The organism is Streptomyces sp. NPDC048419, from assembly GCF_043200415.1.
Taxonomy (GTDB): Bacteria; Actinomycetota; Actinomycetes; order Streptomycetales; family Streptomycetaceae; genus Streptomyces.
Window position 1 is genome coordinate 249,141 of record NZ_JBICXT010000012.1, and the last position, 13,300, is coordinate 262,440.

A 13,300-nucleotide genomic window follows, 5' to 3' on the forward strand; every position below is an offset into this window, starting at 1 on the left:
ACCCATCCCTCGACGACCGACGGGAACCGCCCTTGTCCACCGAAGTCCCTGCGCAGCCCTCCGTCCCCTCCCCCGTGAACCTCCGCCGGGCCACCGCCCCGGACGCCCCCGCCGCGGCCGACGTCTGGCTGCGTTCCTTCGCCGCCGCGCTGCCCACGATCGTGCGGCCGCGGACCGACGACGACGTACGGCACCACTTCCGGGAGGTCGTGGTGCCACTGCGGGAGACGTGGGTCGCGGACGCCGGGGCCGGGGGCGGCATCGTCGGGGTGATGGTCCTCAACGCCGGCGAGCTCTCCCAGCTCTATCTTCGTCCCGACTGGCGCGGACGCGGCCTCGGCGACCGGTTCGTCGCGCTCGCCAAGGATCGCAACCCAGGCGGGCTCGGTCTCTGGACCTTCCAGATCAACAAGCCCGCCCACCGGTTCTACGAGCGGCACGGCTTCGTCGCCGTCAGGTACACGGACGGCAGCGGGAACGAGGAGCACGAACCGGACGTGCGCTACGAGTGGCGCCCCTGAGCCGAGCCGTACCCGGTATGCGTACCTCCGCTACTCCTCCTCCCCGCCACCCCCGGCCGTGGGCAGCCGGTCCCGGATCTCGTCCATCACGGACGAGTCGGTCAGCGTCGTCACGTCGCCCAGGGCCCGGTTCTCGGCCACGTCGCGCAGCAGGCGGCGCATGATCTTGCCGGAGCGGGTCTTGGGGAGTTCGGCGACGACCAGGATCTGCCGGGGCCTGGCGATCGGGCCGATCTCCTTGGCGACATGGGCGCGCAGCTGCGCCGCCCTCTCCTCCGGGCCGGCGGCCGTCTCCCCCGCGTCACCGCGCAGGATGACGAAGGCCACGACGCCCTGCCCGGTCGTGGCGTCGGTCGCGCCGACCACGGCGGCCTCCGCGACCGACGGGTGGGAGACCAGGGCCGATTCGACCTCCGTGGTGGAGATGCGGTGGCCGGCGACGTTCATGACGTCGTCGACCCGGCCGAGCAGCCAGATGTCTCCGTCCTCGTCCTTCTTCGCGCCGTCCCCGGCGAAGTACGTCCCCGGGAAGCGCGACCAGTAGGTGTCGACGTACCGCTGCTCGTCGCCCCAGATGGTGCGCAGCATCCCGGGCCACGGTTCGGTCAGGACCAGATAGCCGCCGGCGCCGTCGGGGACCGGCTTGCCCGTGTCGTCGACGACGTCCGCCGCGATGCCGGGCAGCGGGCGCAGGGCCGAGCCGGGCTTGCAGATGCTCACCCCGGGCAGCGGGCTGATCATCTGGGCCCCGGTCTCCGTCTGCCACCAGGTGTCCACCACCGGGCAGCGGTCGGAGCCGATGTGCTTGCGGTACCAGACCCACGCCTCCGGGTTGATCGGCTCACCGACCGAGCCGAGGACGCGCAGCGAGGACAGGTCGAAGTCGGCCGGGAAGCCGCCGCCCCACTTCATGAAGGTGCGGATCGCGGTCGGGGCGCAGTAGAGGATCGTCACCCGGTACTTCTCGACGATCTCCCACCAGCGGCCCTTGTGCGGGGTGTCCGGCGTCCCCTCGTAGAGGACGGAGGTGACGCCGTTGGCCAGTGGCCCGTAGACGATGTACGAGTGGCCGGTGACCCAGCCGATGTCCGCCGCCGTCCAGAACACGTCCCGCTCGGGCTTGACGTCGAACACCGCCCAGTGCGACCAGGCGACCTGGGTGAGATAGCCGCCGGTGGTGTGCAGGATGCCCTTCGGGCGGGCGGTCGTGCCGGAGGTGTACATGATGTACAGCGGGTGTTCGCTGTCGAACGCCTGCGCCTCGTGCTCGGCCGACTGCCCGTCCACGGCGTCGTGCCACCACACGTCGCGGCCGTCGGTCCACTCGACCTCCTGCCCTGTGCGGCGGACCACCAGCACGCTGCGCACGTCGGGGCACTCCCGCACTGCCTCGTCGACGGCCGGTTTCAGCGCCGAGGGGTTGCCCCTGCGGTAGCCGCCGTCCGCGGTGATCACGACATGCGCGTCGCAGTCGAGGATCCGGCCGCGCAGCGCCTCGGCGGAGAAGCCGCCGAAGACCACGGTGTGCGGGGCGCCGATGCGGGCGCAGGCCAGCATCGCCACCACCGTCTCCGGGATCATCGGCATGTAGATCGCCACCCGGTCGCCGGTGCCGACGCCGAGCGACTCAAGGGCGTTCGCGGCCCGGCAGACGTCCGCCGTCAGCTCGGCGTAGGTGAGGGTGCGGGTGTCACCCGGCTCGCCCTCCCAGTGGAAGGCGACCCGGTCGCCGTGACCGGCGGCGACATGCCGGTCCAGGCAGTTGTACGCCGCGTTGAGGCGGCCGCCCGTGAACCACCGGGCGAACGGGGCGCGGCTCCAGTCCAGGACCTCGTCCCAGGGCCGCGCCCAGTCCAGCCGGCCGGCCGCCTCGGCCCAGAAGGCGAGGCGGTCGGTGCCGGCCCGTTCGTAGTCCGCCGCGGTGGCGTTGGCCGTCTCGGCCAGTTCGGGGGGCGGCGGGAACCGCCGCTCCTCGTGCAGCAGATTGGAGAGTGTTCCGCCACCGGTGTCGGTCATGCGTGGACTCCGGCGACAGGGCCGCCGTGGTGGCCGCGGTGCGACCGGAGGTGCTCACCGATGTTCGGGAAGACCGGCACCACGGGGCGCTGGTAGGTGGAGTTCGTGACACCGGCGAAGGACGCGTACCAGGCGCACGCGGCGGTGACCAGGCCGATCCAGCCGCCGGCCTTGGTGGTGCCGGGCGACTGCGCGAACTCGGCGATGCACAGGACGATGAACGTGGCCGACAGGGTGGCGAACACGGCCAGGATGGCGCCCGTGGTCCGGGTCGCGGCGACGGTCATGTAGACCGTGAAGACCGCCCACGCCAGCAGGAACAGGCCGGTCGCCTGGTGCGCCGTGGAGACGGGCAGGCCGGGCACGACGAACTTCGCGTAGGCGGCGTACGCCAGCCAGAAGGCGCCGAAGGAACAGAAGGCGGTGGCTCCGAACGTGTTGCCCTTGCGGAACTCCCACATTCCCGCGAGGAGTTGGGCGAGCCCGCCGTAGAAGAGGGCGAGCGGCAGGACGACGGCGGCCAGCTTCTGGTCGGTGATGAGGTTGGCGTTGAAGACGCTGAGGACGAAGGTCGTCATGGCGAAGCCGGCGAGGCCGAGCGGGCCAGGGTCGGCGATGGTTCCGGTTTCGGTGGTTGGGGTGCTCATTTACGCCTCCTCCTGTGACTCAGATCACAAGGATGTAGACCCATTGTAGGCACCACCCACTCCACGGGCGCCGCGGTCACTGCCGGCATCGGCGAACGGTGCCGACAGTGCGACGAACGGTCCGTGACCCGCGCTGCGGGCCGGCGGGCCCACTGGATCCGCGCCACCGGGTTCCCCGTCCGGAAGTCTCTATTCCACCGCGGCGCACCGGCCTCAGGGCGAGCCGGTGCCCCCGCGCCCCCACACCCGCCGCTTGGGCACCGGCTTGGCGTAGCCGCCCGCCCGGCTGGTCGTCAGACCCAGCGTGACCAGCGACTCCGTCAGCTTCACGGCCGCTCCGACCCCGTCGACCACCGGCAGCCCGAGCTTCTGGCCCACCACCTGCTGGAGCCCCGTCATCCCGGCGCACCCCAGCACCAGGACCTCGGCCCCGGCCTCCCGCGCCCGCTCGGCGGCGGTCAGGAACGCGGCCTCCGTGCGGTCGGTGTCGCCGAGGTCGAGCACACCGAGGCCGGTCCCGACGACGGCGGCGCAGTTGCGTGCCACCCCCGCCAGCTCCAGGCTGTCCTCGATCTGGCCGCACGAGCGCTCCAGCGTCGTCACGACCCCGTAGCGGCGCCCGAGCAGACAGGCCAGATGCGCGGCGGCCTCGGTGATGTCGACCACCGGCACGTCCGTCAACTCCCTCACGCCCTCGCGCCCGTGCTCCCCGAACCCCGCCATCACGACGGCGTCGTACGAGGGCCCCTCGTAGGTCCGCAGCAGGTCGATGACCGCGGCTGCCGAGAGATAGCTGTCGAGCCAGCCCTCCGCCGACTCCGGACCCCACGCGGGGGTCAGTCCGAGGACGGTGGTGCCCGGGCCTGCGGCGGCCCGGGCACCCTGCACGATCTCCTCGGTCATCTCCTGCGTGGTGTTGCAGTTGGTGACGACGATCCGCACGTCCGTCAGACCTCCTGTGCGGTGCGTTCGCCGCGGCGGCCCAGGAACAGGTACAGGCCCGCCCCCAGTGCCGTACCGACGAACCATGAGTACGGCGCCACGTCGCTGAACGTCTTCACCAGGGCGAGCACCGCGGCGACCGCGGCGGCCGGCAGGAAGGCGCACAGGGCAAGCGGGTTGACGCCCTTGCGGTAGTGGTAGCGGCCGCCGGGAGCGCCGGAGAACAGCTGCTCCACGTCGACCTTGCCGCGCTTGATCAGGTAGTAGTCGACCATGATCACGCCGAACAGCGGGCCCAGGAAGGCGCCGAGGCCGCCGAGGAAGTAGTTGACGACCGTGGGGTTGGAGAACAGGTTCCACGGGGTCACGACCAGGGCCGCCACCGTGCTGATCATGCCGCCGACCTTGAAGCTGATCTTCTGCGGCCACACGTTGGCCAGGTCGTACGCCGGCGAGACGAAGTTGGCGACGATGTTGACGCCCATGGTGGCGACGGCGAACGTGAACGCGGACACGACGAGCACCCAGGTGTTGCCGATCTTCGCCACCAACTCCGCGGGATCCGTGATCGCTTCGCCGAACACCTCCAGCGAGCCGGCCGTGACGATCACCGAAACGACCACGAACGCCGTGGAGTTGACGGGCAGGCCCCAGAAGTTGCCGCGGCGCACGGTGCGGTAGTCCGGGGCGAAGCGGGAGAAGTCGCAGAAGTTCAGCATCAGCGTGCCGTACGTGGCGAGGATCAGCCCGATCGCGCCGAACCACTGCCGCCACTGCTCGCCGGTCGAGACCGGGTGCGGGGTGGAGGTGAGCGAGATGCTCCAGTCGGCCTTGGACAGCACCCACAGGGCCAGCGCGATCATCACCAGCCAGATCGCGGGGCCGCAGAAGTCCTGGAACTTGCGCACGGACTCCATGCCGCGGCTGATGATCGCCGCCTGGATCAGCCACAGCGACAGGAACGACACCCAGCCGAGGGCGTCGAGCCCCAGGAAGGAGTGCTCGGTCCAGGTCTTCAGGCCGGGCCAGGCCGCCAGCAGCATCACGTTGACGGCGACGGAGGCCAGATAGGTCTGGATGCCGTACCACATGATGGCGATCACGGCCCGGATCAGGGCCGGGATGTTGGCGCCCCAGATGCCGAAGCTGATCCGGCTGACGACCGGGAAGGGCACGCCGTGGCGCTGGCCGATCCGGCCCATCCAGTTCATGCCGACGTAGATCAGCACGAAGCCGGCGAGCAGCGAGGTGAAGACCTGCCAGACGTTCATGCCGAGGACGAGCAGGCCGGCGGCGAACGTGTAGTTGCCGAGGTTGTGGACGTCGGACATCCACATGGCGAAGAGGTCGAAGACCTTCCAGTTCCGCTGTTTCGCGGGTGCCAGGTCTTCGTTGATGAGGCGTGGGTGGGGTGTGAAGGCTGGGGCGCCGGTGGCTGCGGCGCGATCGGCGAGGGACACGGGGCCTCCAGGGGCGGGCGGACGGAGGACGGCAGCCGTTTGGTATACCAAACAGCGGCATGGTCCCCTCGTCAAGCACTCGGACCGAAGTCGTTCTCGTTACCGCCCCGTAAAACCTGCACCGCGTCGGGGAAAATGGGTTCATGAGCTCCATGACGAAGATCGAACCCCTGGGCGCGATCCGCGAGCGTGTGCTGGCCGGCCTGCGGCAGGAGATCATCTCCGGCACCCTCCGCCCCGGCGACAGACTGGTCGAGCGGGAACTGGCCGACCGCTTCGGCGTCTCCCGGGTGCCGGTCCGCGAGGCGGTCCGCGCCCTGGTCGCGGAGGGCTTCGTCCACTTCGAGACACCACGCCGCGCGGTCGTGCGCCGTCTCACCCGGCAGGACGTCCAGGAGCTCTTCGAACTGCGCGAGGCCCTGGAGGTCTACGCCGCCGGGCTCGCCGCCTCGCGTGCGAGGCCGGAGGATCTGGCCGAGGCCGAGAAGCTGCTCGGCCTCGCGGCCGCCGCGACCGAGGCGGGGGACGCCGAGGCGATCACGGACGTCAACAGCCGGCTGCACGACCGCATCATGGCGATGGCGGGCAACGGCCTGCTGACGGAGGCCCTGGAGCCGGTGGCCGGCCGGCTGCGATGGATGACCCGGCGCAACGAGGAGTGGCCCCACCTCCTCGTGGAGCACCGCGAGTTGTACGAGGCGATCGCGTCCGGCGACCCGGAACGCGCCCGTGCGCAGGCGCTGGCCCATGTGCGGACCAACTACCGGTCCACCGTGCGCCACCTGTTCGGCGAGCCCGGGGAGCCCGGGAAGCCCGGGAAGCCCGGGGAGCCCGGGGAGCCCGCGCAGGCCTAAGCCGCGTCCGCTGCGGGGGTTCGCAACTGCACGTCTTCACACCGGAGTTCGCGGGTACGCTGCCTGCATGGGGGATGAGCCGGACGGTTCCGGGATTCGCGGTGAGAACGGGTACGAGGCCGAGTCCCTGATGCTGGAGACGCTGCTCGCCGAGGCGCTCGCCGACGGTGTCGGCGAGCCCGTCGAGCAGAGTCTGCGGCTCAGCACCACCGCCGTCCGTGACGAGGCGGCACGTCTCCCGCCGGACGAGGCACGGGAGTTGCTGCGCCGGGAGGCGGAGCGGGGCGTGCGCTGGCTGCGCGCGGCCGAGTTCGGGATCGCGGGCGGCGACACCGGTGACGGGCGCGCCGTGGAGGAGGCCCTGCGCGAGCATGTGACGCACCTGGCCGCCACGGCCGCCCTGTACGGCATGGTGACGGACGTGCCGCCCGGCCAACTCGCCGCGGAGGCCGCCCAGGTGGTGGCGCTCCGCCCCGAGGACCCCCTGATCGGGTTCGCCGCCGAGGTGCTCGCCCACTGCTACGACCGCCTCGAACGTCCCGAGCTGGCGTTCTCCGTCGTCGTACGCTCGCCCGCGCCGGCCGGGGCGGGCGAGCATCTGCTGCGGGTGCTCGCCCTGGCCCGGCGGGCCGTCTTCCTGGGCCGCCGCGACCAGGTGGCCGCGCTGCTGGCCGTGCCGGACTGGCCGGGCGACCCCACGGGCCTGTGCAAGGAGCTGCTGCGCCGCCTGGTGGACGAGGAGATGCCGACCGAGGCGGAACTGACGGCACGGCGCCCCGCACGCCAGGCGGCCCTCGCGGCAGGGGACTTCGCCGCGCTCCGCGACCTCGCGCTGTTCGACGTGATGTGGCTGGAGACCGACCCGGACCTGTGGCAGGCGCTCGCCGCCTTCCTGAGACTGACCGACGCCGCGGAGCAGGCCGAGCTGGCGCAGGCGGCCGCCGGGTACCTGGAGCGACGCGGGGGTGCCCGATGAGCGGCGAAGCACGGGAGAGGCGGACGGTCTTCGACGAGTTCTTCGCGAGCGCGGACGTCGGCGAGGACGAGTTCGTGACGCTGCACCTGGGAGAGGACTCGCTGACCCTGCCGTTCATGGTGGAGCCGGTGTTCCTGATCCCGATGAGCTTCCTGCACGACCTGGGCGTGGGGGCGACCATGAGCTTCGACCTGGTCTTCGCCGCGGCCTGGGAAGCCGTGGACCCCCTCGGCCGGTACGGGCCGAGCCCGGCGTTCGGGGCGCAGGTGCTGGCCGCGCTCGGCGGCAACCCCCAGCGCGCCGACGCCGACTCCAGGCGCCATCTGCGACTCGCCCTGACCGCCCTCGGCACCTTCCGCGGCAAGGGGCTGCGCCGCCACGAGGGGCGCGCCTACCTGGAGTTGGGCCGGGCACTGGAGCGCTGCCGCAGGAACCCGGACGCCCTGACGGCGTACGAACGGGGCCGCGCGCTGCTCGAGGAGGAGGGCGACCGGCACGGACTGCGCGCCGCCCACGCCCGGCTCGCCCTCGTCATGGGCTCGATCGGGCTGTACGAGCAGTCGCTGCTGCACGCCGAGGCCGGGCAGCGGATCGGCCGCGGCCTCACCCACGCCGAATCGGCCGGGCAGCCGGCCCTGGGGCACACCCACATCACCGCGACGCTGCACTTCCGGCGCGTACGGGCCCTGATGCGGATCGGGTTCCTCGACGAGGCTCAGTCCGCGCTCGACGACTGGCGTGGGGATCCTGGCGGCGGCACGGACCGGTACGAACTCCTCGCCACCACCGGCGAGTTACGGCTTCTTCAGGAAAGAAACGCGGAAGCGGTCGAGGCGCTGGTCGACGCGGTCGACGCCCGCTTCGCCAACGTCGGCACGGCCTCCCTGCCCGTGCGTACCCACTATCTGGAGAACAGCGTCGAGCTCTTCGGCAAGGCGACCGGCGCCGCGCTGCACATCGGCCGCCCGGACCTCGCCGCCGGCCTGCTCGCCGCGATGACCGGCCGCCGGCCGCGGCGTCCCGAGGGGCCCGCGCCGGCGGCGCTGCACCCCCTGGACCAGGAGATCCGTGCGCTCGCGCTCCGGGCCACGCGGGCCGCGGTGGCGGGCGACGCCGGGATGCTGAGCGTGCACGACGACCGCGCGCGCATCCTCCTGGAAGCCCGGGACTCGCTCCTGCACGGCATGCACGACGACGGGGCACGGACCCCGCTGACCGTCGCGGACCTGACCCGGGCGATCCCCCGGGCCGTCGGTCCCGGCGAACTCGCCCTGGCCTACGCCCGGTCGTCGGAGAACGAGCTCGTCGTCCTCGCGGTCACGGAGGGAACCGTCGTGTCGCGGAAGGCCGAACTGCCCGCCGATCAGCTGGAGAAGCTGGTGACGCTCGCACTCCAGGAGTGCCTGCGCCGTACCGAGCCGGCGACCGTGCACCGGCTCGGCCATGCCCTCCTGGCACCCGTGGCCGACCTCCTGGCCGGCGCGTCGCGCGTGTTCGTCACGGCTCAGGGACCGCTCGCCGACTTCCCGTTCCACGCGGCCCCGTTCAACGGCAGACCCCTGGTGCGCCACGCCGAGGTACGGTCGCTTCCGTCGCTCGGGCTGCTCGCGTCGGCGGGAGCAGGGGCGGGTGCGGGAGCGGGAGCGGGATCACGGTCCGCACGGCCTCACCGACCTGGGCCGCCACGCGCCCTCGTCGCCGCGGTCGGGCGCCCCGCGTACGAGCTGCTGCCCCCGCTCACGATGCTGCGCACCGAGGCCGAGGCCGTACGCACGGCCTTTCCCGCGGCCGGCGCGCTGCACGACGAACGGGCCACCGCCACGGCGGTCCTGGCGGCCGTCGAGTCATGCGACGTGCTGCATCTCGCCGGGCACGCGGCCTTCGCCGCCGAGCACCCGAACATGGCCCGCATCCTGCTCGCCGACCGGCCGCTGTTCGCCTTCGAGGTCGCCACCGCCGGCGCCGCGCCCCGGCTGGTCAACCTCAGCGGCTGCCGGGCCGGTGCGGAACGCCGCCACCTCGGTGGCGAGGGCGAGGGACTCGCCGCCTCGTTCCTGGCGGCCGGGACGGACATCGTCGTGGCACCGCCGTGGCCCGTCCGCGACGACGCCGCGCTCGCCTTCAACTCCGTCCTCTACGCCGAACTCGCCCGGCCCGGCCGGGAGGTGGGCGCGGCGGTGCGCAGCGCCCAGCTGGCCCTCCTGGCGGACCCGCGGTTCGCCCATCCGGGGCTGTGGGGCGCGTTCGCCGTGCTGGGCGGGCTGTGACGTCCGTGGAAGAGCAGGCACCACCGAATCACCACCGAACGAGGAGCGCCCGGCGATGAGCGAGGCCGAAGACCACCAGGAGTCCCCCGATACGGCACCGGACACATCGCAGGAGCGGCCTCCGGGGGACGTCGCGGCGCAGGACCTCACGCCGGACCGGGACGCCTGGGCGTCGTCGAACCTGCCCGGTCAGCCCCTCACCACGCTGCTCTTCCGCTGCGACGAACACGGCGAGGAGCAGGTCGTCGACTACTACGACCCGCTGTCCCCGCCCCGCTGCAGCCACGGCGACCGGATGGTCCGGTCGGCCGGGTGAACACTCTCCTCGAAGTCGGACTCGGCACCGCCGAACGCGTCCTCGGCTCCCGCTTCCTGCTCGCCGTTCTGCTGCCCGTGCTCGTCGCCGCGGGCGCCTCGGGCGGTGTCGCCCTCGCCGCCTCCGGCAGCACACCGGGCGACGCCCTCAGGGCCTGGCAGCGCTACAGCGCGTCCGGACAGCTGCTCGCGGCCCTGTGCGTCCTGCTCGGCCTGGTCGCAGCGGCCTATCTGCTGGCCCTGTTCCATCTGCCGTTCCTGAAGCTCCTGGAGGGCTACTGGCCGCGGACGGCGCTGCTGCGCGGCCTGCGCGAGCGCCGCACCGCACGGCACCTGCGCCGGGCCGAGGCGCTGTGGCGGCAGGTGGCCGAACTGCACACGGCGGGGGCTCATCTCAGGGCCTCCGCCCTGGCCACTCATCTGCTGACGGCCTACCCGCCCCGGCCGCGCCTGGCCGACGGCTGTCTGCCCACGGCCCTCGGAAACCGGCTGCGCGCCGCCGAGTTCTACCCGCTGGAACGGTACGGGATCGACGCGGTGGTCATCTGGCCCCGGCTCGTGCCGCTGGTTCCTGCGGAGGCCACCGCCCGGGTCGCCGCCGCGCGCACCGCCCTCGACTCCACGGTCACCCTGCTCGGCCTGGCCATCGCCTTCGGTACGGTCTGGCCCCTCGCCCTGCTGGCCACCGGCGGCCCGGAACCGCTGACCGCGCTCACGCTCCTGGCCTGGCTGCCGGCGTGGGGCGCCTACCGCGCGTCTCTGCAGGCGGCGACCGCCTACGGCCAGGAGGTCGCCGTCACCTTCGACCTCCACCGCCATGAACTGCCGCGCCACCTGGGGCTCGACGTCGGGGCCGGCCCCGCTGCGGAGCGCCGGACCTGGGACGATCTCGCCCAGTTCTATCTGCGCAACCTGCCGCTGCCGACGGGCTCCGGGGTCAACGGCGGGCGCTGAGCGCGTACTTGTCGGTCGCCGCGACCAGCGCCTCCTCCATGCCGGGTGCCCCCAGGGTGTGCCCGACGTCGTCCACGACCACCAACTCGCTTCCGGGCCAGGCGTGGTGGAGCCGCCAGACGGTGCCGAGGAGGTTGCCGAAGTCGAGGCTGCCCTGGACGAGGGTGCCCGGGATGCCCTTCAGCCGGGGTGCGTCGCGCAGGACGACGCCTTCGTCGTTGCCCTCGCCCAGGAAGTGGTCGTTGCCCCAGTAGTGGGTGACGGTGCGGGCGAAGCCCATGCGGAACGTCTCGTCCTCGTACCGCTCGACCGACCTCGGCGGCGCGGGGATCGTCGCCGTCTCCCAGTCGGTCCAGGCCCGCGCCGCCCGCGCCCGGACCCCGGGATCGGGCGGCTCGATCAGCCGGTTGTACGCGAGGGCCAGGTTCCCCTCGCGTGCGCCGACGGGCAGCTCACCGCGGAACCTCTCGAAGGCTTCCGGGAAGATCCGTCCAAGTCCCCTGGTCAGCAACGCCACTTCGGGGTCGGAGCCGGTGGCGACGCCGGTCAGCACCAGCTCGGACACCGACCCCGGATGCGTCTGCGCGTACCGCAACCCCAGCGCCGAGCCCCACGACACACCCCACACCAGCCAGCGCCCGATCCCCAGGTGCCGCCGCAGCAGCTCCAGATCGGCGATGACATGAGAGATCGTGTTGACGCTCATGTCCGTGTCGTACGCGCTCGCGTGCGGCGTGGAGCGCCCGCAGCCGCGCTGGTCGAGCAGCACGATCCGGTAGGCGGCGGGGTCGAACAGGCGCCGGAAGTAGGGCGAGCAGCCGGATCCGGGCCCGCCGTGCAGCACGAGCGCGGGCTTGCCGTCCGGGTTCCCGCAGGCCTCCCAGTACACGCGGTTGCCGTCGCCGACGTCGAGCATGCCGTGGTCGTAGGGCTCGATCTCCGGATAGAGGGGCATCCGGCGACCGTAACTCTGATACGGCCACCGTAGCCCCTCATTTCACCGGCAGCCCCGCCGCCTCCCCCGCCGTGCGCAGCACGTCCCGCAGCATCTCGGGGGTGAGTTTGCCGGTGAAGGTGTTGCGCTGGCTCACGTGGAAGCAGCCGAAGAGGTCGAGGCCGTCGAGCGGCACGCGCGTGCCGTGCGCGAAGGCGGGACGCGGCCGGGGCACCGTCCAGCCCGCCTCGGCGAACGCGGGCAGCGCGGCCTGCCAGCCGAAGGCGCCGAGCACCACGACCGCGCGCAGGGCCGGCCGCAGGATGGTCAGTTCCTGCACCAGCCAGGGCCGGCAGGTGTCCCGCTCCCCCGGTGTGGGCTTGTTCTCGGGCGGGGCGCAGTGCACGGGCGAGGTGATGCGCACGCCGTGCAGGGCCAGCCCGTCGTCCCTGCTCACCGCGGTGGGCCGGTTCGCCAGCCCCACGTCGTAGAGCGCCTGGTACAGCACGTCTCCGGAGCGGTCGCCGGTGAACATGCGGCCGGTGCGGTTGCCGCCGTGGGCGGCGGGAGCGAGGCCGATGATCAGCAGCGACGCGTCGCCGGGCCCGAAGCCGGGCACCGGCCGCGCCCAGTACGTCCAGTCCTGGAAGGCCGCGCGCCTGGTCCGGCCGACCTCCTCGCGCCACTCCACGAGCCGGGGACAGGCGAAGCATCCGGAGACGCGGTTGTCGAGATCGGCCAGGCTGTCCATGCGTCAACGGTACGCGGGCGTGAGCGGGCAGGATGCGGGCGGAAAACCGCCGGGCCCACCCGCGAGGGACGGCTAAGGTCGAAGGCATGGCTTCCGAAGGTGACGAGGAGAAGAGCGGGCAGGGCACCGCCGAGGCGAAGACGGCCGAGCCCGCCGTCGACCCGAAGGTCGCCGCCGCGATCGCCGCCGCCGAGGCGGCCGGCCCGGCGGACGGCGGGAGTGTGCGGATCGACAGCTGGATCTGGGCCGTACGCCTGATCAAGACCCGCTCGCTCGGCGCCACGGCCTGCAAGGGCGGGCATGTGCGGGTGAACGGCCAGAACGTGAAGCCCTCCCACGTCGTCCGCATCGGCGACGAGGTGCGCCTGAGGCACGAGGGCCACGAGCGGGTGGTGATCGTCAAGCGCCTGATCCGCAAGCGCGTCGGCGCCCCTGTGGCGGCCGCCTGCTACGTCGACAACTCTCCTCCCCCGCCGCCCCGCGAGGCCTTCGCCCCGGCGGGCATCCGCGACCGCGGCGCGGGCCGCCCGACCAAGCGCGACCGCCGTGAGCTGGAGCGCCTGCGGGGCCTGATGGGCGGCAGCGGCACCCCGAAGGGCACCGGCGGACACTGACAAACGGCGGTGGCGTCCGGCCCGGACCTCTCAGGTCCGCCGGGCGCCA

At 72.6% G+C, this 13,300-nt stretch carries 13 protein-coding genes; 7 read left to right on the plus strand and 6 right to left on the minus strand.

Features of this window, described 5'->3' with window-relative positions; translation table 11 throughout:
• Positions 1–32: 32 nt before the first annotated feature.
• A complete protein-coding gene (locus ACGFYN_RS25485) occupies positions 33–521 on the plus strand; it encodes a GNAT family N-acetyltransferase (protein ID WP_393868162.1) in 489 nt (162 codons plus the stop codon).
• 30 nt (positions 522–551) lie between these two features.
• On the opposite strand, the gene acs is transcribed toward ACGFYN_RS25485, so the two are convergent.
• The 4 genes from acs to ACGFYN_RS25505 form a co-directional block, all read right to left on the minus strand.
• Positions 552–2,537, minus strand: coding sequence for an acetate--CoA ligase (gene acs, locus ACGFYN_RS25490; RefSeq protein WP_393868163.1), 1,986 nt, complete (start codon positions 2,535–2,537; stop codon positions 552–554).
• Complete coding sequence (locus ACGFYN_RS25495; protein WP_393868164.1) at positions 2,534–3,184, minus strand: acetate uptake transporter; 651 nt, start codon at positions 3,182–3,184, stop codon at positions 2,534–2,536. Before ACGFYN_RS25495 ends, acs begins: the two co-directional genes overlap by 4 nt.
• Before the next feature lie 213 nt (positions 3,185–3,397).
• Positions 3,398–4,126, minus strand: a complete 729-nt coding sequence (locus ACGFYN_RS25500) for an aspartate/glutamate racemase family protein (protein WP_393868165.1) — start codon at positions 4,124–4,126, stop codon at positions 3,398–3,400.
• Between the two features lie 5 nt (positions 4,127–4,131).
• Positions 4,132–5,586, minus strand: coding sequence for an NCS1 family nucleobase:cation symporter-1 (locus ACGFYN_RS25505; protein ID WP_393868166.1), 1,455 nt, complete (start codon positions 5,584–5,586; stop codon positions 4,132–4,134).
• A gap of 143 nt (positions 5,587–5,729) precedes the next feature.
• Between ACGFYN_RS25505 and ACGFYN_RS25510 the strand changes: the two genes are divergently transcribed.
• The 5 genes from ACGFYN_RS25510 (at position 5,730) to ACGFYN_RS25530 (ending at position 10,952) form a co-directional block, all read left to right on the plus strand.
• The gene (locus tag ACGFYN_RS25510) at positions 5,730–6,440 is read left to right on the plus strand and encodes an FCD domain-containing protein (protein WP_393868167.1); all 711 of its coding nucleotides are present in this window, start codon (positions 5,730–5,732) and stop codon (positions 6,438–6,440) included.
• Positions 6,441–6,507: 67 nt separating this feature from the next.
• Positions 6,508–7,416: a hypothetical protein gene (locus ACGFYN_RS25515; RefSeq protein ID WP_393868168.1), complete on the plus strand. Its 909-nt coding sequence runs from the start codon at positions 6,508–6,510 to the stop codon at positions 7,414–7,416.
• Complete coding sequence (locus tag ACGFYN_RS25520; protein ID WP_393868169.1) at positions 7,413–9,683, plus strand: CHAT domain-containing protein; 2,271 nt, start codon at positions 7,413–7,415, stop codon at positions 9,681–9,683. Before ACGFYN_RS25515 ends, ACGFYN_RS25520 begins: the two co-directional genes overlap by 4 nt.
• A 55-nt stretch (positions 9,684–9,738) precedes the next feature.
• Positions 9,739–9,999, plus strand: a complete 261-nt coding sequence (locus ACGFYN_RS25525; protein WP_393868170.1) for a hypothetical protein — start codon at positions 9,739–9,741, stop codon at positions 9,997–9,999.
• A complete protein-coding gene (locus ACGFYN_RS25530; protein WP_393868171.1) occupies positions 9,996–10,952 on the plus strand; it encodes a hypothetical protein in 957 nt (318 codons plus the stop codon). The genes ACGFYN_RS25525 and ACGFYN_RS25530 overlap by 4 nt, the downstream gene beginning before the upstream one ends.
• Here the strand turns inward: ACGFYN_RS25530 and pip are convergent.
• The gene (gene pip, locus ACGFYN_RS25535) at positions 10,936–11,907 is read right to left on the minus strand and encodes a prolyl aminopeptidase (RefSeq protein ID WP_393868172.1); all 972 of its coding nucleotides are present in this window, start codon (positions 11,905–11,907) and stop codon (positions 10,936–10,938) included. The two genes, ACGFYN_RS25530 and pip, sit on opposite strands and share 17 nt — an antisense overlap.
• Before the next feature lie 37 nt (positions 11,908–11,944).
• Positions 11,945–12,637 carry a uracil-DNA glycosylase gene (locus ACGFYN_RS25540; RefSeq protein ID WP_393868173.1) on the minus strand — a complete coding sequence of 231 codons (693 nt, stop codon included), beginning with the start codon at positions 12,635–12,637 and terminating at the stop codon, positions 11,945–11,947.
• Between the two features lie 86 nt (positions 12,638–12,723).
• Here ACGFYN_RS25540 and ACGFYN_RS25545 point away from each other — a divergent pair, with 86 nt between their 5' ends.
• Positions 12,724–13,251 carry an RNA-binding S4 domain-containing protein gene (locus tag ACGFYN_RS25545; protein ID WP_393868174.1) on the plus strand — a complete coding sequence of 176 codons (528 nt, stop codon included), beginning with the start codon at positions 12,724–12,726 and terminating at the stop codon, positions 13,249–13,251.
• Positions 13,252–13,300 lie beyond the last annotated feature (49 nt).

Bases quoted from the DNA above. Each gene is read 5' to 3' on its own strand.
- ACGFYN_RS25495 (WP_393868164.1), bottom strand. From the start codon at position 3,184: ATGAGCACCCCAACCACCGAAACCGGAACCATCGCCGACCCTGGCCCG.
- ACGFYN_RS25540 (WP_393868173.1), bottom strand. From the start codon at position 12,637: ATGGACAGCCTGGCCGATCTCGACAACCGCGTCTCCGGATGCTTCGCC.
- ACGFYN_RS25515 (WP_393868168.1), top strand. From the start codon at position 6,508: ATGGGGGATGAGCCGGACGGTTCCGGGATTCGCGGTGAGAACGGGTAC.
- ACGFYN_RS25510 (WP_393868167.1), top strand. From the start codon at position 5,730: ATGAGCTCCATGACGAAGATCGAACCCCTGGGCGCGATCCGCGAGCGT.
- ACGFYN_RS25545 (WP_393868174.1), top strand. From the start codon at position 12,724: ATGGCTTCCGAAGGTGACGAGGAGAAGAGCGGGCAGGGCACCGCCGAG.
- pip (WP_393868172.1), bottom strand. From the start codon at position 11,907: ATGCCCCTCTATCCGGAGATCGAGCCCTACGACCACGGCATGCTCGAC.
- acs (WP_393868163.1), bottom strand. From the start codon at position 2,537: ATGACCGACACCGGTGGCGGAACACTCTCCAATCTGCTGCACGAGGAG.
- ACGFYN_RS25520 (WP_393868169.1), top strand. From the start codon at position 7,413: ATGAGCGGCGAAGCACGGGAGAGGCGGACGGTCTTCGACGAGTTCTTC.
- ACGFYN_RS25525 (WP_393868170.1), top strand. From the start codon at position 9,739: ATGAGCGAGGCCGAAGACCACCAGGAGTCCCCCGATACGGCACCGGAC.